At 66.7% G+C, this 19,071-nt stretch carries 21 protein-coding genes; 13 read left to right on the forward strand and 8 right to left on the reverse strand.

Going from position 1 to position 19,071, the window contains the following annotated elements:
* Positions 1–24 precede the first annotated feature (24 nt).
* The 5 genes from MST3598_RS08795 to MST3598_RS08815 all read left to right on the forward strand — a co-directional run bounded on the left by MST3598_RS08795 (position 25) and on the right by MST3598_RS08815 (position 4,919).
* Complete coding sequence (locus MST3598_RS08795) at positions 25–1,059, forward strand: LLM class flavin-dependent oxidoreductase (RefSeq protein ID WP_029259236.1); 1,035 nt, start codon at positions 25–27, stop codon at positions 1,057–1,059.
* 47 nt (positions 1,060–1,106) lie between these two features.
* Complete coding sequence (locus tag MST3598_RS08800) at positions 1,107–2,459, forward strand: MFS transporter (RefSeq protein ID WP_029259235.1); 1,353 nt, start codon at positions 1,107–1,109, stop codon at positions 2,457–2,459.
* Positions 2,460–2,493: 34 nt separating this feature from the next.
* Positions 2,494–3,249 (forward strand): SGNH/GDSL hydrolase family protein, encoded by a 756-nt coding sequence (locus MST3598_RS08805; RefSeq protein WP_029259234.1) that lies wholly within the window; start codon positions 2,494–2,496, stop codon positions 3,247–3,249.
* A gap of 31 nt (positions 3,250–3,280) precedes the next feature.
* Positions 3,281–4,027 (forward strand): formylglycine-generating enzyme family protein, encoded by a 747-nt coding sequence (locus MST3598_RS08810; protein WP_029259233.1) that lies wholly within the window; start codon positions 3,281–3,283, stop codon positions 4,025–4,027.
* Between the two features lie 79 nt (positions 4,028–4,106).
* Positions 4,107–4,919, forward strand: coding sequence for an arginase family protein (locus MST3598_RS08815; RefSeq protein ID WP_029259232.1), 813 nt, complete (start codon positions 4,107–4,109; stop codon positions 4,917–4,919).
* Between the two features lie 7 nt (positions 4,920–4,926).
* Here MST3598_RS08815 and MST3598_RS08820 read toward each other — a convergent pair whose 3' ends face one another.
* Complete coding sequence (locus tag MST3598_RS08820) at positions 4,927–6,252, reverse strand: MFS transporter (RefSeq protein WP_029259231.1); 1,326 nt, start codon at positions 6,250–6,252, stop codon at positions 4,927–4,929.
* A 77-nt stretch (positions 6,253–6,329) separates the two neighbouring features.
* Between MST3598_RS08820 and MST3598_RS08825 the strand changes: the two genes are divergently transcribed.
* Together MST3598_RS08825 and MST3598_RS08830 are read left to right on the forward strand one after the other, a co-directional pair.
* Positions 6,330–6,698 (forward strand): VOC family protein, encoded by a 369-nt coding sequence (locus MST3598_RS08825; protein WP_029259230.1) that lies wholly within the window; start codon positions 6,330–6,332, stop codon positions 6,696–6,698.
* Positions 6,699–6,745: 47 nt separating this feature from the next.
* Positions 6,746–7,804 (forward strand): GNAT family N-acetyltransferase, encoded by a 1,059-nt coding sequence (locus MST3598_RS08830; protein ID WP_081860112.1) that lies wholly within the window; start codon positions 6,746–6,748, stop codon positions 7,802–7,804.
* Here MST3598_RS08830 and MST3598_RS08835 read toward each other — a convergent pair.
* Together MST3598_RS08835 and MST3598_RS08840 are read right to left on the reverse strand one after the other, a co-directional pair.
* A complete protein-coding gene (locus MST3598_RS08835) occupies positions 7,801–8,334 on the reverse strand; it encodes an AAA family ATPase (RefSeq protein WP_029259228.1) in 534 nt (177 codons plus the stop codon). The two genes, MST3598_RS08830 and MST3598_RS08835, sit on opposite strands and share 4 nt — an antisense overlap.
* A 191-nt stretch (positions 8,335–8,525) precedes the next feature.
* Positions 8,526–8,780, reverse strand: coding sequence for an HIT family protein (locus MST3598_RS08840; protein ID WP_096359532.1), 255 nt, complete (start codon positions 8,778–8,780; stop codon positions 8,526–8,528).
* 220 nt (positions 8,781–9,000) lie between these two features.
* On the opposite strand from MST3598_RS08840, the gene MST3598_RS08845 reads away from it, so the two are divergent.
* A complete protein-coding gene (locus tag MST3598_RS08845) occupies positions 9,001–9,870 on the forward strand; it encodes a class I SAM-dependent methyltransferase (RefSeq protein ID WP_021200574.1) in 870 nt (289 codons plus the stop codon).
* A 39-nt stretch (positions 9,871–9,909) separates the two neighbouring features.
* On the opposite strand, the gene MST3598_RS08850 is transcribed toward MST3598_RS08845, so the two are convergent.
* The 3 genes from MST3598_RS08850 to MST3598_RS08860 are packed head-to-tail and all read right to left on the reverse strand — an operon-like array spanning position 9,910 to position 13,190.
* On the reverse strand, positions 9,910–12,267 hold the full coding sequence (locus MST3598_RS08850; protein WP_029259227.1) for an ATP-binding cassette domain-containing protein: 2,358 nt from the start codon (positions 12,265–12,267) through the stop codon (positions 9,910–9,912).
* Between the two features lie 30 nt (positions 12,268–12,297).
* Positions 12,298–12,708 (reverse strand): VOC family protein, encoded by a 411-nt coding sequence (locus MST3598_RS08855; RefSeq protein WP_029259226.1) that lies wholly within the window; start codon positions 12,706–12,708, stop codon positions 12,298–12,300.
* A gap of 5 nt (positions 12,709–12,713) precedes the next feature.
* Positions 12,714–13,190 carry a helix-turn-helix transcriptional regulator gene (locus tag MST3598_RS08860; protein ID WP_046398982.1) on the reverse strand — a complete coding sequence of 159 codons (477 nt, stop codon included), beginning with the start codon at positions 13,188–13,190 and terminating at the stop codon, positions 12,714–12,716.
* A gap of 104 nt (positions 13,191–13,294) precedes the next feature.
* On the opposite strand from MST3598_RS08860, the gene MST3598_RS08865 reads away from it, so the two are divergent.
* A complete protein-coding gene (locus MST3598_RS08865; RefSeq protein WP_021200570.1) occupies positions 13,295–13,891 on the forward strand; it encodes an HdeD family acid-resistance protein in 597 nt (198 codons plus the stop codon).
* A 70-nt stretch (positions 13,892–13,961) separates the two neighbouring features.
* On the opposite strand, the gene MST3598_RS08870 is transcribed toward MST3598_RS08865, so the two are convergent.
* Positions 13,962–14,726: an SDR family oxidoreductase gene (locus tag MST3598_RS08870; protein ID WP_021200569.1), complete on the reverse strand. Its 765-nt coding sequence runs from the start codon at positions 14,724–14,726 to the stop codon at positions 13,962–13,964.
* 122 nt (positions 14,727–14,848) lie between these two features.
* Here MST3598_RS08870 and MST3598_RS08875 point away from each other — a divergent pair, with 122 nt between their 5' ends.
* From MST3598_RS08875 to MST3598_RS08890, 4 genes are all read left to right on the forward strand, one after another.
* A complete protein-coding gene (locus MST3598_RS08875) occupies positions 14,849–15,322 on the forward strand; it encodes an NfeD family protein (protein ID WP_021200568.1) in 474 nt (157 codons plus the stop codon).
* A gap of 8 nt (positions 15,323–15,330) precedes the next feature.
* Positions 15,331–16,260, forward strand: a complete 930-nt coding sequence (locus MST3598_RS08880; protein WP_021200567.1) for an SPFH domain-containing protein — start codon at positions 15,331–15,333, stop codon at positions 16,258–16,260.
* Complete coding sequence (locus MST3598_RS08885) at positions 16,257–17,033, forward strand: glycerophosphodiester phosphodiesterase family protein (protein WP_029259225.1); 777 nt, start codon at positions 16,257–16,259, stop codon at positions 17,031–17,033. The genes MST3598_RS08880 and MST3598_RS08885 overlap by 4 nt, the downstream gene beginning before the upstream one ends.
* Positions 17,034–17,157: 124 nt before the next feature.
* Positions 17,158–17,541, forward strand: coding sequence for an RNA polymerase-binding protein RbpA (locus MST3598_RS08890; RefSeq protein WP_021200565.1), 384 nt, complete (start codon positions 17,158–17,160; stop codon positions 17,539–17,541).
* Here the strand turns inward: MST3598_RS08890 and lnt are convergent.
* On the reverse strand, positions 17,538–19,070 hold the full coding sequence (lnt, locus tag MST3598_RS08895; RefSeq protein ID WP_029259224.1) for an apolipoprotein N-acyltransferase: 1,533 nt from the start codon (positions 19,068–19,070) through the stop codon (positions 17,538–17,540). The two genes, MST3598_RS08890 and lnt, sit on opposite strands and share 4 nt — an antisense overlap.
* Between the last annotated feature and the right edge of the window lies 1 nt (position 19,071).

The following is a 19,071-nucleotide window of genomic DNA, read 5'->3' on the forward strand; positions in this document are numbered from 1 at the left end:
TTCACCTGAATAGAGAGGGATGACATGGGCATCGAATTCGGGCTGGACACCTTCGGGGACATCACGAGGGACACAGACGGAGAGCTCCTCACCGGAGCGCAGACCATCCGCAACGTCGTGGAGCAGGCAGAGCTCGCTGACACGGTGGGCGTGGACTTCTTCGGGGTGGGGGAGCACCACCGCGCCGAGTTCGCGGTGTCCGCGCCGGAGATGGTGCTGGCCGCGATCGCGGCTCGCACGGAACACATCCGACTGGGCACCGCGGTGACCGTGTTGTCCTCCGACGATCCGGTACGCGTGTTCGAACGCTTCTCGACGCTGGACGCGCTTTCGGACGGTCGCGCCGAGGTCGTTCTCGGGCGCGGATCCTTCATCGAGTCTTTCCCACTGTTCGGCTACGACCTCCGCGACTACGACGCACTGTTCGAGCAGAAGCTGGAGCTCTTCGTCGAGCTGCTCAAGGAAGAGCCCGTGACGTGGTCGGGCACGATGCGGGCGTCGCTCGACAACGCGAACGTGTTCCCCAAGACCGAGAAGGGCCTACGTACCTGGGTCGGTGTCGGTGGAAGCCCGGAGTCCGTCGTGCGCGTCGCGCGTCACGGCCTGGGGCTGATGCTCGCGATCATCGGGGGACCGGCGGCGCGGTTCAAGCCCTTCGTCGACCTTTACCACCGCTCGGTGGCGTCGTTCGGCACGACCTCGCACCCCGTCTCCGTTCATTCCCCGGGCCACATCGCCGAGACCGACGCGGAGGCCTGGGACGCGGCGTACTCCGGATTCGAGGCGATGAACAACACCATCGGCCGCGAGCGCGGCTGGCCGGCATACAGCCGCGCGCGTTTCCAGAACGATGTCGGTCCGGAAGGGGCGATCTACGCGGGCTCACCGGATCGAGTCGCCGCGAAGATCGCCGACACGATCACGACCTTGGGTCTCGGCCGCTTCGACCTGAAGTACGCCACAGGCACACTGTCGCACGAGTCGATGATGCGCAGCATCGAGCTGTACGGCACCGAAGTGATCCCTCGGGTGAAGCGGATCCTCGGCGCGCAGGACTGACGATATCGCGTGCGGGGCGTCCGGCGCTCGGCTCTACGATGAGGAGCATGGCCAACACCGCCCTGCCGAGCCGCTCATCGCTGGCCGAGCGCCTGGACGTCCTGCCGTTCACGCGTCGACACCTCCGGCTGCTCACCGGATCCGGGCTCGGATGGGCCCTGGACGCGATGGATGTCGGTCTGATCTCCTTCATCCTCGCGGCCCTCACGCAGCAGTGGGGACTGACCAAGGGCGAGGCAGGGTGGATCGCCTCGGTCGGTTTCATCGGGATGGCCATCGGCGCGACGCTCGGCGGTCTGCTGGCCGATCGCTTCGGTCGCCGCCAGGTGTTCGCCCTCACCCTGCTCGTGTACGGCATCGCGACCGGGGCCAGCGCGCTCGTCGGCGGAATCGCGGCACTCCTCGTGCTGCGATTCCTCGTCGGACTCGGTCTCGGTGCCGAGCTCCCGGTCGCGTCGACGTACGTGAGCGAGTTCGCTCCTGCCCGAATCCGCGGTCGTCTGATCGTCGTGTTGGAGGCCTTCTGGGCGCTCGGATGGACGGCAGCCGCCGTCATCGGGTTCCTGGTCATCCCGGCGTCCGACGACGGTTGGCGCTGGGCCTTCGCGCTCGGCGCGATTCCTGCCGTGTATGCACTGTTCGTGCGGTGGCGGATGCCCGAGTCTCCGCGATGGCTCGCCTCGCGTGGACGCATCGCGGAAGCTGATCGCATCGTCTCGGCCTTCGAGGCTGATGCCGGTGTGGGGACGGCCCCGGCCATTCGGAAGGAGCCGGCGTCCCGCGCGATCGCGGTCACGGCTCGGGCCCGCCTCGCCACGCTCTGGAACCCCGAGTTCCGCCTGCGCACCCTCTGCCTCTGGGTGGTGTGGCTGGGCGTGAACTTCGCCTACTACGGCGCGTTCATCTGGATTCCGAGCATCCTCGTGGACGCCGGGTTCGATCTCGTCCGCTCGTTCGGATTCACACTGATCATCACGCTCGCGCAGCTTCCGGGATACGCGGTCGCCGCGTGGCTGATCGAGGTCTGGGGGCGACGGCTCACCCTGTCGGTGTTCCTTCTGGGGTCGGCCGTCTCGGCTGTGATCTTCGGCACGGCCACGACTGAGGGGGCGATCATCGCTGCGGGCATGGCTCTGTCTTTCTTCAACCTCGGTGCCTGGGGCGCGCTGTACGCCGTCACGCCCGAGATCTATCCGACGTCGTTGCGGGGAACGGGCACGGGCTGGGCCGCCGGGGTCGGCCGCATCGCATCGATCGTGGCGCCGCTTTCCGTACCGGTCCTTCTGATCGCCGGTGGGGCTCCGCTGCTGTTCGCCGTGTTCGGCGTGTGCCTCCTCGGTGCGGCCGCCGCGGCATGGGGGCTCGTCGATCGGGGTGGTCAGGCTCTCGACGACCGTTGACGCCGCGCGTCGTGAGCCGCAATAGGCTGGGACGATGGCAGATGTGCGGTTCGTGGCGATCGGCGACTCGTTCACCGAGGGGGTCGGTGACGTTCTTCCGGATGGGCGGGAGCGCGGCTGGGCCGATCTCGCGGCCCAAGGCTGGGCGGACGCGGCGGGCCACTCCATCCAGTACGCGAACCTCGCGATAAGGGGCAAGCTCGCCTGGCCGATCGTCGAGCAGCAGCTCGAACCCGCGCTCGCTCTGCGCCCGACGCATCTCTCCTTCAACGGCGGTGGCAACGATATGCTGCGCCCGCGCACCGATGTCGAGCACATCGCCGATGCATTCAGTCGCGTGCTGCGGCGGTGCGATGAGGAGGGCGTCACCATGATCCTGCTCTCGGGTGCCAATCCCAGCGGGCAGCTCCCGATGGGCTCCCTCGTCCAGCGGCGCGGCGATCTGCTCTCCGACGCGGTGCTCCGGCGGATCGAAGACCGCCCTGACGTGGTCCGAGCACTCAATTGGCCGGATCGTGAGCTCTCCCGCGGTGCGTATTGGGCGGATGACCGCCTGCACATGAACGCGGCGGGTCACCACCGTGTCGCTGCCCGCGTGCTGCACGCGCTCGGCTTCGAGCCCCCGGCGACATGGTGGGCCCCGAATGATCGACTGGGTACCGGGCCATCGGGGCTCGCCTACTACCGGGAGTTCGTCGGTCCCTGGGTCCGCCGACGCGTGACGCGCACCTCGTCGGGCGATGGCCGTACGGCGAAGTACCCGTCCTGGGTCGAACGAGTGCCCTCGTGATGCGAAGCGGTTCCTCGGTTGCGGGGGATCGGTGAGCGACTTCGAATTGGCGCGTATACCCGCCGGTGTCCTGACGCTGCACGATGCGCGTCGTGACGAGCGGCGTGATGTGACACTCGAGCCGTTCCGGATCGGTGTGTATCCGGTGACGGAGGAGCAGCTCACCGAGGTGCTGGGCATCCCGGTGCGCCACCCGCGTCGCCCCGCCGCCGACCTCAGTTGGTTGCGCGCGATCCACTTCTGCAACGCCGCATCCGAATGGGAGGGCCTGGATCGGGTCTATCTGTTCGATGGCGAGGAGGTGACCTGGGACACGACCGCCGACGGGTACCGGCTCCCCACCGAAGCGGAGTGGGAGTTCGCCTGCCGCGCCGGGTCGACAGGTCCGCACTATGCGCCTCTTGCCGATGCGGCATGGACGAGTGCGGACGGGGTGTCCTCTCCGCAGGACATCGGTGGCAAGCTGCCGAACCTCAACGGTCTCTTCGACACGCTCGGCAACGTCTGGGAGTGGTGCTGGGACCTGTTGGATCCCGCCCGTTATGACGACTACCGCGTCTTCCGCGGCGGCGGGTTCGCGGACGACGCGTGGAGCGTGCGGGCATCGGTGCGTCGCGGGGGCGCGCCGCGCATGCATCACGAGGATGTCGGGCTCCGACTGGCGCGGGGTGCGTTCGACACGGTCGACAATGCACAGGGCTGGTCCGCGCGCGCGGACCGCGAACGTGCTGTCCGGAATGGACCGTTGCCTTCCGGATGGACGCCTCGTCGGAGCTGAGACGCCGGTACCGCGCGGCGGCCGTGTCCGCATCACTCCACGTTTTGTCCTGTCATCCCGCGGATGGAAAGCTGGAGACATGGCACCTTCCTACGCGCTCATCGTCTCCCAAGGCCGAGTGGCCGATCGCACCGACGGAGCGCTCGTGGGGGCGCGACGCGTGGGTGACGCGGTCTCGGCATTGCTGGAGATCGAACCGCACGTCGTCGGCACCCCGACACCGGGCCTGGTCGATGACTGGTCCGTCGCGCTTCCCGAAGCGGAGGCGACTCTGAGCGGATTGCGCGCAGCGGTGCACGACGCCATCTCTACGGGCGCGACACCCCTCCTGATCACGAACACCTGCGCGGCGAGCCTCGGCACTCTTCCCGCTGCTGCCGAGCACCATCCCGACGCCGTCGTGCTCTGGATCGACGCACACGGCGATTTCAACACTCCGGATACGACGGATTCGGGCTATCTCGGCGGTATGGTCCTGGCCGCGGCGTGCGGACTCTGGGACAGTGGGCACGGCGACGGCATCGATCCGACGCAGGTGATCGTGGTCGGCGGTCGCGACATCGACGTCGCTGAGGGTGAGTTGCTCGCAGAAGCGGGGGTCACCGTTCTCGCTCCTTCCGAGAGCACGCCGGAGCGCGTCCTCGAACTCGTCGCCGGACGTCCCGTGTGGATCCACGTCGATTGGGACGTGCTCGAACCCGGGTACATCCCCGCCGCCTACCGGGTCGGAGGCGGGTTGCTGCCTCACCACGTGGCGGCGATTTTCGCGGCGCTGCCGTCCGATTCGGTCCGGGGGATCGAACTCGCGGAGTTCGAAGCCGGCGACGAGGAGGTGCCGGAGCGCGTCAGCGTCGAGCTCATCGTGGAGACGCTGCAGCACCTGCTCCGATAGGGTGCGCTCAGCGCCGACGTTCCGGATCGAGGCCCATGCGGATGCGCGTCTGCTTGCGTTCGATGAGGATGAACACCGTGCCGATGATCCAGAGGGGGATCGGCATTAGGAACGCGATCCGGAAGGCCTCGAGCGAGTATGTCTCGGGAGTGCCGGCGCCCTGCAGGTCGAGTGCGAGGCCGATGAGGAAGATGGCGATGAGCGCGGCGATGAACCCTCCCGCGTTCGTCACACCGGTGGCGGTGCTCAGACGGTGGGTGGGGTTGTGCGTCCGCGCATGGTCGAACGCGATCATGGAGGCGGGCCCTCCGGTCGCGAGGGCGATCGCCAGCACATAGAGGAGCCAGATGGGCGCGGTGTCGGGCACAGCGATGACAGCGACCCACGCTGCCATCTGCACCCCGACGGCGGGGAGCACCAGCGCGAGCGACCGGTGATTCGGAAGCCGCCGGGAGAGGTCGCCGATGAGGGGTCCCAGAAGCATGCCGGCCACGACATATACGGAGATGATTCCCGCGGCGTGGGCTGTGTCGAGCCCTTCCGCCGCGGTGAGGAAGGGCATTCCCCAGAGCAGCACGAACGCGGTACCCGCGAACGGGGTCGTGAAGTGCGACCAGAAGGCCAGCCGCGTGCCCGGGTGTGCCCAGGCGGCACGTATGCCGACACCGGTATCTATGGCGGAGGTGACGACGCGGACGACACCGGTATCGGTGTTCACCGTGACGTCGGCGCCGCGCTCTGCGGGATGGTTGCGAATCACCAGCGCCACGAGGATGGTGAACAGCACACCGAGGCCCGCGATGCTGCCGAAGGTGATGGTCCAGTTGGTGGCGTGTAGGAGTGCGGCCAGTGGGACCAGGGCGATCAGCTGGCCGGCTTGACCGATGATGCCGGTGAACTGGACCATGAGCGGCCCGCGTTGGGCGGGAAACCAGGTCGCGACGAGTCGTAGCACCGCGGGGAAGATCGCGGCATCACCGGCACCGAGCAGGACGCGCGCGAAGATCGCGATGCCGATGCTGGGGGAGAGGGCCATGGTCAGCTGGCCCGCGGCCATCAGCAGCATGCCGACGGTCATGATCGGGCGCGAGCCGAAGCGATCGAGGAGCACTCCGATCGGGATCTGCATTCCGCCGTACACGGCGAGTTGGACCACGGCGAAAAGAGCGAGCGTCGATGCATCCGCCTGGAAGCGGTCGGCCGCTTCGACGCCGACAGCGCCGAGCGATGTGCGGTTCGTGATGGCCAACACGTAAGCGGCGACTCCGACCGACCAGATCACCCAGGCTCTCCACCCCGGTGTCGAGACGGGGGAGGGGGAGACCTGCGGCACGCCTCAACGCTACTCCTCCGGCGGCGCGCATTCGGCGACCTCCGCTCGATGTCGGTCGGGGTCGCTACGGTGGCGCCATGACCAGTTCCCCTTTGCACCACTCTCTCGACTACGTCGAGCTCGTCGTCACCGATATGGAGGCGTCGAAGAGCTTTTTCGGTGACGCCTTCGGCTGGAGCTTCAACGACTACGGCCCCGGATACGCCGGGATCGTGTCGCCACGAGGCGACGGCAACGAAGCCGGTGGTCTGATGCTGGCCGACGAGCCGCGTCCTGTCGGAGGTCCGCTCGTACTGCTCTATTCGGAAGACCTCGACGCCACGAAGGCGGCTATCGAGAAGGCCGGCGGAACGATCCTCCAAGAGCCGTACGCGTTCCCCGGCGGGCGACGCCTGCACTTCGCCGACCCGACGGGCACGGAGCTCGGAGTCTGGTCGACACAGTAGGAGTCAGCCGTGGCTTCGCCGGTGTCGCGCGTGCGACGATTGCCGGTATGCCGGACATCGTGGCGGGCGACATCCCCGACGACATCGAGAGATGCGTGGACGTCTGGTTTCACGCGCTCCGGCACCGTGACGGGGATGTCGACTCCCGCTCGATCGCCGATCGCATGCGAAAGCTGTTCGATGGCCGTGTCCTCCGGTTCGCGCTCACGGGGGAGCCTCTGGCGGGTTTCGCTCTCACCACGCCGAAGACACACGACGAGACGACGGCCGTGTTGGAGCGGATCGCCGTGATGCCGTCATCCGCCGGGCAGGGACATGGTCGTGCCCTGCTGCGCGATGCGATTCAGTATTCGACGGGTGCCGGCTTCTTCAGCCTCGAACTCGCGGTGCGGCGAGGGAACGCCGCCATCCAGCTCTACGAATCGGAGGGGTTCGCGGCGGTCTCGGAGCCTGTCCCGCACCCGCTCGGCGGCGAGCCCATGATCACCTACCGCCGTGATCTCGTCGATCGGCACAGCGGAGCGATCGCGGGTACCTCAGGACTCAGCGTTCCGCGGGTACAGGGCCCCGAGATCGTTCTCCGACCTTTCGAGGAATCTGACATCGATGCCGTGTTGGAGGCGTCCTTCGATCGTTCGATCACCGACGTCACCACCGTTCCCATCGTCGCTGATCCCGGGCTCGCCGGCGCGTGGCTGGTCCGGCAGCGCGAGCGGGCAGCGAAGGGCATCGGCTACTCGTTCGCGATCGAGGCGAACGATGAATGCGTGGGGCAGATCGGGCTGTGGCTTCGTGACCGGGACCAGGGTCGAGCGACCGTCGGCTACTGGATCCGACCCACGCGACGCGGCGAGGGATACGCCTACAGCGCGCTGCGAACCCTCACGGAATGGGCGTGGCACCTCGCCGATCTGCATCGTCTGCAGCTGCACATCGACCCGACGAACGGGCCCTCACTCCGGACTGCTGAGAAGGCGGGCTATGCGCGCGAAGGGTTGCTTCATTCCTGGCAGAAGATCGGCGATGAGCGCCGGGACATGCTCGTGTACAGCCGACTCCGGTCACCGTCGCCGATTGCTGATCCGGCGGCTGAGGAACCGGCTTAGTCGACGATGCGGTGGCCGAGATCTTCGAGGATCATCGTCACGAGTTGATCGGTGGTCGTCTCCGGGCCGACCCGTCGCTCATCGAACCAGGGGAGTGGTTGCCACCCGTCGTGCCATCGGCGGATCTCGTCCTCCCCGAAAGCGTTCGCGAGAGGTCTTCCGGTATGGCGCCGAATCGTCTCTTCGAGGCCGACGTCGAACTGATAGATTCCTGTCGTTCCGCGATGGTCGAGGTACAAGCTCTCGAAGGCTTCGGCGTAGTCGCGCAGATTGAAGATCCCGTCGAGGATGACGTCGTAACCGAGGTCCAGCGCCTGCCGGGCGGCGCCGACGATCAGGATGCTCGCCGCTCGAGAGCGTCTCAACCGGTTGGGGTCGTGCAGCAGCTCACGGCGGAAGTGGTCTTGAGAGATGACGGCGACCCGTTGACCTAGTGCCGGCCGCAGTGCCCTCGCCGTCGTCGTCTTCCCCGATGCGGCCCCGCCGCGCAGGATGACGAGACGCGTGGAGCCACTGCCCGTAAGAGTCATCGAACCATCCTTGCAGCGCCCGCCAGGCGGGTCGAGCCGTGCGATCAATCGAGCGCGAACGGCATTCCCAGCGCGGCCCTGAGTCTCGACGCGAATGTCTCGCGACGGCCGGGATCCACCCACTCCGCGTCGCCGTGTCGTTGGTGCAGCCGATCGTCCGGAAAGCGGGGGAACACATGCACATGCAGGTGCTAGACGTCCTGGTCTCCTGCGGGCTCATTGTGCTGCCGGATGGAGGTCCCCTCGCATCCGTAGGATGACCGGATGCCGATCGCCACCCTCTGCGTCAGATCCCACACCGCGAAACCGTCCTCCGGTGACAGGTCGTAGATGTTCTCCACGTGCGTCCGCGGGATGACGAGGACCGCTCCGGGGTTCCCCGGCCACCACTTCGGCGCGATCCGAGCGAATGCACGGTCGGTGACGGCGACCACGTCGGACGGCATGCTGAGTTCGTCGTACAGACCCTGTTGGAATCTGCAGAACGGACACGCATATCCAGGCGGCTCGTGGGTGGCTGGGTGCACGCACCGATCATCGCACGGGGAGTGCTGGTAACGGGAGCTGCATCTGTCACCGGTGGAGCTGATGATCTTCTCAGCTGACATAATGTGCATTATCGGCTATCTTTCGCGATCCGAGAGCGGTGATCGATAGGCTCGCCTCGTGAACGGAAGCAACGTCGACATCGACTGGGAATCTGCGCGACGCGCGAATCAGGAGAACTGGGAGGATCGCGTCCCGGTGCACACGGAAGCCTATGGGCTCGCTGCGTTCGACGATCCCGCGCATCTCAGCGACGTCGTTCGCGACGACCTCGCGACGATGACCTCGTTCCTTCCTGCGGACGGTCTGTCCGGCCTCGATCTCTGTCACCTGCAATGCCACATCGGCACCGACACGGTCTCCCTGGCTCGCGCCGGTGCGACGGTGACCGGCGTCGATTTCTCGCCGTCTGCGCTCCGTGCGGCGACCGACCTCGCCGCGCGTCTGGGTATCGATGCGACGTGGGTGCAGACCGATGTGCTCGATGCACGGGCTGCAGTCACCGGTGACTTCGATGTCGTGTACACGAGTATCGGGACGATCAGCTGGCTCGACGACCTGGATCGGTGGGCGGCGCAGATCGTGCAGCTGCTGCGTCCGGGGGGGATGTTCTTCATCCGCGACGGTCATCCCGCCCTGTACGCGCTGGATGAGGACGCGGACACCTTGACCACGCGCTATTCCTACTTCGCGACCGGTCGCGCGCAGCAATGGGACGACGACAGCACATATGCCGGCGACGGTCGTATCGACCACGCCCGCACTTACGAGTGGCCGCACCCGTTGTCCGAGATCCTCGGTGCGCTGCTGCGTGCAGGGCTCAGGCTCGTCCACTTCGATGAAGGTCGTACGCTGCCGTGGCGATTCAGCGATCGCATGGTCGAGGTGTCCGGCGGCTACGCCTGGCCCGAAGCCGAGCGGGACCTGATCCCCTGCACGTACACGATAATCGCGCGCGTCGACGAAGGCGGAGCCGCCGGAGACGCGTGATGGTCGGAGTGCGGGCGCGGGCACGCGCTCCGACCATTCTCACGCTCCGACGTACTGCGCGAGGTGCTCCCCCGTGAGTGTCGATTTTTGGGATACCAAATCCCTCGGCGTCCCCTCGAAGACGATCTTGCCGCCGTCGTGTCCGGCTCCCGGACCGATGTCGATGATCCAGTCCGCGTGCGCCATGACTGCCTGATGGTGCTCGATCACGATCACGGTCTTGCCGGCATCCACGAGTCGATCCAGCAGTCCCAGGATCTTGTCCACATCGGCGAGGTGAAGGCCGGTCGTGGGCTCGTCGAGCACGTAGACGTCGCCTTTCTCCCCCATCTGGATCGCGAGCTTGATGCGTTGGCGTTCGCCACCGGACAGCGTCGACAGCGGCTGCCCGAGTGACAGGTAGCCGAGTCCCACGTCTTCCATCCGCCCGAGGATCGCCGTGGCGGCGGGCAGCTTGGCCTCCCCGTCGCTGAAGAACACCCGTGCCTCGGAGACCGGCAGATCGAGCACCTCGGTGATGTCCTTGCCTGCGAGCTTGTACTCCAGCACCCCGGCCTGGAAGCGCTTGCCTCCGCAGTCCTCACAGGGAGTCTCGATCGTGTCCATGAAGCCGAGCTCCGTGATGATCACACCCGCGCCCTTGCACGAGGGGCAGGCGCCTTCGGAGTTCGCGCTGAACAGAGCCGGCTTCACGCCGTTCGCCTTCGCGAAAGCCTTGCGGATCGGCTCGAGGAGTCCCGTGTACGTCGCCGGGTTGCTTCGCCGAGAGCCCTTGATCGCGGCCTGGTCGATCGCCACGACTCCGTCGCGCTTGGACACCGACCCGTGGATGAGCGAGCTCTTGCCCGAGCCCGCCACGCCCGTCACGACGGTGAGGACCCCCGTCGGGATGTCGACATCGACGTCCTGGAGGTTGTTCGCGGTGGCCCCGCGCACTTCGATCGATCCGGTTCCGGAGCGCACTGCCTCCTTGAGCTGGGCCCGATCCTCGAGGTGGTCACCGGTCTTGGTGCCGCTGGCCTTCAGCCCCTCGACCGTGCCCTCGAAGCAGATCTCCCCACCGGCGCTGCCCGCACCAGGCCCCAGATCGACGACGTGGTCGCCGATCGCGATGGTCTCTGGCTTGTGCTCGACGACCAGCACGGTGTTGCCTTTGTCCCGCAGCTTCAGCAGCAGGCCGTTCATGCGCTGGATGTCGTGCGGGTGCAGACCGATCGTCGGCTCGTCGAACACGTAGGTGATGTCGGTGAGCGATGACCCGAGGTGCCGCAGCATCTTGATGCGCTGCGCCTCTCCCCCGGACAACGTGCCCGACGGACGCTCCAGACTGAGGTATCCGAGGCCGAGCGTCACGAAGGCGTCAAGATTGGCGCTGAGCGCCTGCAGCAGCGGGCCGGCTCCGGGGAGATCGAGTCCCCGGACCCAATCGGCCAGGTCTGTCACCTGCATGCGGCACGCATCGGCGATGCTCACACCCTCGATCTTCGACGACCGCGCCCCCTCGGTGAGCCGCGTCCCATCGCACTCCGGGCAGACGGCGAACGTGGCCACGCGCTCCACGAAGGCCCGGATGTGCGGCTGCAGCGCGTCGAGGTCCTTCGAAAGCATCGACTTCGTGATCTTCGGGATGAGACCCTCGTACGTCATGTTGATCCCGGAGATCTTCACCTTCGTGACCTCGCCGTAGAGGAAGAGGTGCCGCTGCTTGTCGGTGAACTGGGAGATCGGCTTATCCGCGGGATAGAAGCCCGACTGGGAGAACCCCTTCACCATCCATCCGTCGGCCGTGTAGCCGGGCACCATGATGGCACCGTCGTCGAGAGACTTCGACTCGTCGACGATCTGGGCGAGATCGAGGTCGGATACCGCTCCCCTGCCCTCGCATCGCGGACACATGCCGCCGAGGTAGATCGCATCCTTCACGATCTTCTTCTCTCCACCCGGGCCTGTCATGACACCGCTGGCCTTCTGCGTCGGGATGTTGAACGAGAAGGCGGTCGGTCCGCCGATATAGGGCTGCCCCAGCTTGCTGAACAGGATGCGGAGCATCGCGTTGGCGTCGGTGACGGTGCCGACGGTCGATCGGGGGTTCGCTCCCAGACGCTCCTGGTCGACGATGATCGCCGTGGTCAGACCCTCGAGGATGTCGACATCTGGACGGGGCACCGACGGCATGAACCCCTGGACGAAGGCGCTGTAGGTCTCGTCGATCATGCGCCGCGACTCCGCCGCGATCGTGTCGAAGACGAGCGAGCTCTTCCCCGAACCAGACACGCCGGTGAACACGGTCAGACGGCGCTTCGGGATATCGACGCTGACGTCCTTGAGATTGTTCTCGCGCGCACCCTGTACGCGGATCAGGTCGTGGGTGTCTGCGGGGTGCTCGTCCGTGGTCATCGGCGTCTTTCGTGGGATCGGTGGAGAAGGTCAGGCGGCCTGGTTGATACGCAGCAGGTTGCCTGCAGGATCGCGGAACGCGCAGTCGCGCACACCGTAGGGCTGATCGATGGGCTCCTGCACGACATCGGCTCCACGTTCGACGAGACGCTCGAAGAGGGCGTCGACGTCATCGCTGGCCAGCGTGAGGGCCGCGTAGCTGCCCTTGGCGATCAGCTCGAGAATCGTCTGACGCTCGGCGTCCGTGATGCCCGGATCGGTTGCCGGCGGGTGCAGCACGATCGATGTCTGCGGCTGACCCTCGGGCCCGACGGTGAGCCACCGCAGGCCGTCGTACCCGACATCGTTGCGCACCTCGAAGCCGAGGGCGTCGCGATAGAACGCGAGGGCCGCTTCGGCATCGGTGTGCGGGAGGAATGCGTAGTGGATGCTGATGTTCATGGTGTTCACGTTAGGTGCGCGTCGGTGCGCGGCGCTTCTCGATTCCTGATCGGTCTGGTCACGTGCTTGGCCTGGAACGAGGGGATTCCCTCGACGCTGGCAGCGCGTTCACGGTACACGCTGGGTGCGACACCGACCAGCTCGGAGAATCTCGTGCTGAACGTGCCGAGTGAGGAGCATCCCACCTCGAAGCACACCTCCGTCACCGTCAGGTCTCCGCGTCGCAGGAGTGCCATCGCCCGCTCGATACGTCGGGTCATCAGATACGAGTAGGGAGACTCGCCGTAGGCCTCTCTGAACTGCCGGCTCAGGTGCCCCGCCGACATATGCACACCGCGGGCGAGCGCCTCGACATCGAGTGGTCGCGCGTACTCCCGGTCGATGCGGTCTCGCACTCTCCTCATCACGGTGAGTTCGCGGAGGCGAACTTCGTCGACGTCGGTCACGACTTGATCTTGCCATGTCCCCGGAAGTCGCGGCATGACGGAACGAAACGCGGAAGACGGCTTCTCCCCCGCTCCGGCCCGGCGGAGCGCTACCCTGAGGGTGCATCCTCACAGGATCTTCTCAGAAAGGGGTCCCCACCATGTCTGAACCACTCACGGAGGCCAAGTCGTTGTTCAAGTCGATCCGCGTCACGCTGGCCGTCGCCGGTGTGCTGGCGCTGCTCGCCGGAATCGTCCTCCTCGTCTGGCCGGTGAAGTCCGCGGTCATCGTGACGGCGATCTTCGCCACCTACCTCATCATCGCCGGTCTCGTCTACGTCGGACTCGGCATCTTCTCGAGCGCGAAGGGCGGGTGGGCGCGCGTCGGTCACATCGTCCTCGGCCTGCTCTACATCGCTGCCGGTGTCATCGCGTACTTCAACCTGAATGCCGCCGCCGCCACGCTCGCCTTCGTGGTCGTGATCTTCATCGGCGTCAGCTGGATCGTCGATGGGATCGTCGCGCTCACACTGCTGGGCAGCGACGGCTCGCGCGTCTGGACCGTCCTCTACGCGATCCTGAGCATCGTCGCGGGAATCATCGTGTTGTTCTCGCCGCTCATCGCCGGCTTCGCGTTCTGGCTGCTGCTGGGCATCTCGCTGGTCGTGCTCGGAATCATCCAGATCGTGCGCGCCATCACGCTCGGTCGAGACGAGAAGGAATACGTCTCCGCCGTGCAGGGTGGAGCGACGAGCTGATCCTCTCGGTCTGAAAACAGAACGGCCCCGTCCCGCAGCGTGCAGGACGGGGCCGATCTGTGCGCCCTGGCTACTCGGCGGCGAAGGCGCTCACGTCACCGACGAGGCGCGTGTTGTCCGCCGGTACCGGGTCGATGACGGCCTTGGCGACCTCGGCTGCGAACTCCGAGACGTTGTAGAGCTTGCCGGCCGATTCCCGGCGCTCGGCGATGGCGCCCGGGTTCGCGCGCTCGAGCAGAGTCGCCGTGATCGTTCCTTCGATCATGTCGCCCGAGACGACGGTGAACCCGATCCCCTTCTCGGTCAGTCCGGGGATGAGCTCGCGGAGCGCGTCTTCCCCCGCCCGCTTCGAGAGTGCCACCGGTTCGTACTCCGGCATGGTCGGCGTGGTCCGGATGAAGTGCGCCTGGTGGCTGGTGACGAACACGACGCGCGCGCCGTCTCCGAGCAGGGGCGTCGCCGCGTTCAGGACGTTGAGCTGGGCGTCACGGTTCAGCGCGAGGGCGTAGTCCTCGGCCATGCCGGATTCCATGCCGCCGGAGGCGTTGAGTACGAGGACGTCGAGCCGCCCGTATTCGGCGCGGATCGCCTCGAACATCTCGGCGACGGATGCCTGGTCGGTCAGGTCCGCGCCGACGACGAGAGCGCGACGGCCGAGCTCGCGGAGCTGGGCGGCGAGCTTCTCTGCACGCGGTGCCTTGTTGCGGAAGTTGATGACGACGTCGGCGCCTGCCTCGGCGAGGTAGCGCACGGTGTCGGCGCCGATGCCCCGCGATGAACCGGTGACAAGAGCGACCTTGCCGTCAAGGGATCCTGCGGGAAGAACGTCGGTCACGGTGACTCCTCATGATGCGTGAAAAAGCCGTGATCGCACGGCCCTCTCACACTATCAAGCGCGCGCTGTGGCACCCTGATCCGTCGGTGCCCGCGTGATACGTTGACCACAAAGGAGGCCGCATGGACAACTTCACGACATTCGTCACGTTCATCGACCAATGGGCATGGATCGGCTGGCTGGTCCTGATCGCCGTCTTCCTCGTCATCGAGATGCTGTCGCTGGACTTCACCTTCCTGATGCTGAGCTTCGGCAGCGTCGTGGGGCTGGTCACGGACCTGATCGGTGTTCCGGTCTGGCTGCAGGTCATCATCGCCGCGGCCGCCGCCGCGCTGTTCATCCTCTTCCTGCGTCCCCCGCTCCTCAAGCGACTGCGCCGCGGAGAAGATCCGACCAAGTCGAATGTCGACGCCCTCGTCGACCTGCGCGGTATCGCGCTGCACGACATCACTCAGATCTCCGGCCAGGTCAAGCTCGCCAACGGCGACACCTGGACCGCTCGCACCGCCACGCCCGTGCCGATCCCGCAGGGCGCTCCGATCGCCGTGACCGCGATCAACGGTGCGACCGCCATCGTCCGTCCCGTCAACGACTAGGAGAACCCGTGAACGACGCATCGTTCATCCCCACAGCGATCCTGTGGATCCTCGTGATCGCGGTGATCATCTTCGTGGTGGTCACCGTCGCCCGTGCGATCCGCATCATCCCCCAGGCGACGGCCGGGGTCGTCGAGCGCCTCGGGCGCTATCACAAGACGCTGACCCCCGGTCTGAACGTCCTCGTCCCGTTCATCGATCGCCTGCGCCCCCTGATCGACATGCGCGAGCAGGTCGTCTCCTTCCCGCCGCAGCCGGTCATCACCGAGGACAACCTCGTCGTGTCGATCGACACGGTCGTCTACTTCCAGGTCACCGACGCGCGCGCAGCCACCTATGAGATCGCGAACTACCTCGGTGCGGTCGAACAGCTGACCACCACCACTCTTCGCAACGTCGTCGGTGGCCTCAACCTCGAAGAGGCACTCACCAGCCGCGACAACATCAATGGGCAGCTGCGCGTTGTGCTCGACGAGGCCACCGGCAAATGGGGAATCCGCGTCGGCCGCGTCGAGCTGAAGGCGATCGACCCGCCCATCTCGATCCAGGACTCCATGGAGAAGCAGATGCGCGCCGAGCGTGACCGACGCGCCGCGATCCTCACGGCCGAGGGAACCAAGCAGTCGGCGATCCTCGAGGCCGAGGGTGCCCGTCAGGCCGAGATCCTCCGGGCAGAGGGCGATAAGCAGGCAGCTGTGCTTCGCGCACAGGGTGAGGCCGAGGCGATTCAGAACGTCTTCAGCGCCATCCACCAGGGCGAGCCGGATGACAAGCTGCTCGCCTACCAGTACCTGCAGATGCTGCCGAAGATCAGCGAGGGGCAGTCCAACAAGCTGTGGATCATCCCGAGCGAACTCACCGAGGCGCTCAAAGGCATCGGCAGTGCGTTCACCCCGAAGCCGGGCCAGGGCCCGACGAACACGCTTCCGGGCGCGTGACGCACCCGTACTTCTCGAAGACGCGGCATCCCCGAGTCCTCGCCCACCGCGGTCTGATCACCGCGGCAGGCGAGGACTCCGGCGTCTGGGAGAACTCTGCCGCGGCTTTCGCCGCCGCGCACGCGGCGGGCGTCGACTACATCGAGACCGACTGCCAGGTCACCGCAGACGGCGATGTGGTGCTGTTCCACGACACGACCCTGACCCGCCTGATCGGCGACAGCCGAAGGGTCCAGGATGTGCGCACACGCGAACTGCGGACGCTCTTCTCCGACCACGGCGGACTCCTGACGGTGTCGGAGGCGCTGGCTTCGTTCCCGGACGTGCGTTTCAACATCGATGTGAAGACGGCCGCAGCCGTCGAGCCCCTCGGCCCGATCCTGGTCGATCACACCCACCGCGTCCTCCTGACCAGCTTCTCCGACGCGAACCGCCGTGCCGCCCTCGCCTCGGTGCTGCGAGCCGGCGCCGCTCTCCGTCCCGCGACGTCGGGAGGGAGCCGGACGATCGCCTCCCTGCGGGGAGCCTCGGCACTCCACCTCTCCCCCGCCCGCCTGCTCCGCGAGATCGACGCGTTGCAGATTCCCGAGCGCTACGGCGCGCTGAAGGTCCTGACCCCCGCGCTCCTGCGTGCGGCGCACCGGCACGGCGTCGAGGTTCATGTGTGGACCGTCAACGACCCCGAGCACATGCGGCGACTCGTCGGCCTCGGAGCTGACGGCATCGTCTCCGATCGCGCGGATCTCGCTCTCAAGACGCTCTCTCCCCACTGACTCCCGACTCGCCCCATAACCTCCGGCGCTGGGATTAACCTGTGAGTTCCGCCGAGAAGGCGGGCGCGTGGATGAAGCGCACAGGCTGGAGCGTTATACCTGACAGCGACGAGAGGACCACACAATGGCAGATCGCAGCCTGCGCGGCATCCGACTCGGCGCCCAGAGCCTACAGAGCGAAGAGGGCGTCGTTTTCATGGAGCGCCGTGAGACCACCTACACCTGTGACACTTGCGGCCACGTCACGAACCTGATGTTCGCGGCGGATGCAGAGCCGCCCCAGACCTGGGAGTGCCGCGCGTGCGGCGCCGAGGCGCGCTTGAACGTCGACGGTCAGGCCGTCACGCTCGAGGCCAGCGACGAGAAGGCCGCCCGCACCCATTGGGACATGCTCCTGGAGCGCCGTACCCGCGCCGAGCTCGAAGAGCTCCTCGAAGAGCGCCTCGCCTTCATCCGCGCCCGGCGCGGTGCCGGCGAAGACCCGACCCGCGAGAAGATCGGCGCCTAGCGCCTCCTGGCGCGCCACCACCCGACGAGGAGCGCGCCGAGACCGCCCCACAGCAGAATCGCCTGCACCCAGGGGCCCAGTACGACACCCGCCGTGAGGCCGGACCGGAGCTCGACATCTTCGAGCATCGCTCCGGCCTCATCTGCGTCCAGGCTGGTGACCGTCGAGCCGTCCGCACGGATGACCTGGCTGGTGCCGACCGTGGAGACGTTCACCACGCTGCGGCCCGTCTCGATCGCCCGCATCCGCGCGAAGGCGAGCTGCTGGAGGTTCTCGTCCGTACCGCGGAAGTCGGCGTTGTTGGTCTGGAACACCAGCACCTCGGCACCGGAGTTCAGTCCCTGCCAGATCACGTCGTCGTAGATCACGTCGAAACAGATGGCGAGACCGACGCGCACGTCGCCCACATCCATGATCGGGGGGTTCGACCCCGGCGTGTACTCCCTCTGGATGAGCCCGATCAGATCGGGCGCGAGCGCGTTGAAGAAGGCGCGGTCGGGTACATACTCCCCGAACGGGACAGGGTGACGCTTGTCGTGCAGCTGCGTCGCGGTGCCATCGGCGTTCCAGAGCATGGAGGTGTTGAAGAAGCGGTCGTCGCGCCCGGTGGCCGCATTCGCCAGCAACGGGGCATCGATCCGATTGGCGACGAGCGTCATCCGTCGAGCGAGGGCGTCAATCTGGAAGGGGTCGCCGTCCAGTGAGCCTTCGGGCCAGACGAGGAGATCGACATCCTCGCCGTAAAGAGGCGCTGTGGCTTCGGTCTGCGCCTGGATGACGGCGAACGCTTCGCGGTCATCGAAGTAGCCGGTGGGACCGTTCCCCTGCACCGCCGCGATGCGCAGGGAACCGCTCGGGGACGTCGGGAAGAGCGGGGTGAACAGCAGTACCGCGAGGACGGCGGCGGGCGCGATCAGAAGGAGCGGACCACGCCATGCACGCAGTCGGAGGACTTCGATCAGCATCGCGACGACGAGCACCATCAGGAAACTGAGACCGCTGACGCCGACCCAGGACGTGACGGATGCCAGAGGGCTCTCCGCCTGACTCATGCCGATCCGTGCCCAGGGGAAGCCCCCGTAGGGCCAGGAGCCGATGAACAGCTCCCGAGCGACCCAAAGGGCGGCGATGACAGTGGGAAGCCCCAGGAGACGTCCTGCGGTCCCGGGGAAGGCCTTCGGCATCCAACGGTAGGCGAGGGCGATCGGAACCAGGGCGACGGCGGTCAGTACGCCTTCCACCACGCTGAGGGCGGCCCAGGGAACAGGTCCCAGGTATCGCGACGTCCAGGAGACGAGAAGCGCGAAGAACAGGATGCCGTAGACGAGACCGACGAGCAGAGCCCCACCGAACCGGCGCCCGATCAGCGCGACGAGCAGAAGCGCGGTCGCGGGGAAGGCGAGAATCCAGATCGCGGCCTCAGGATAGGCCAGGTCCATCACCAGGGCGGCGAGTGCGGCAGCGAGCACAGCGGCCCAGAGTGGCAGGAGGGCGCGCTGCGGCGCTGGTTTCTCGGTCATTCCGTCCATC

Origin of the sequence: Microbacterium sp. TPU 3598, assembly GCF_002356155.1 — a bacterium.
Taxonomy (GTDB): Bacteria; Actinomycetota; Actinomycetes; order Actinomycetales; family Microbacteriaceae; genus Microbacterium; species Microbacterium maritypicum_A.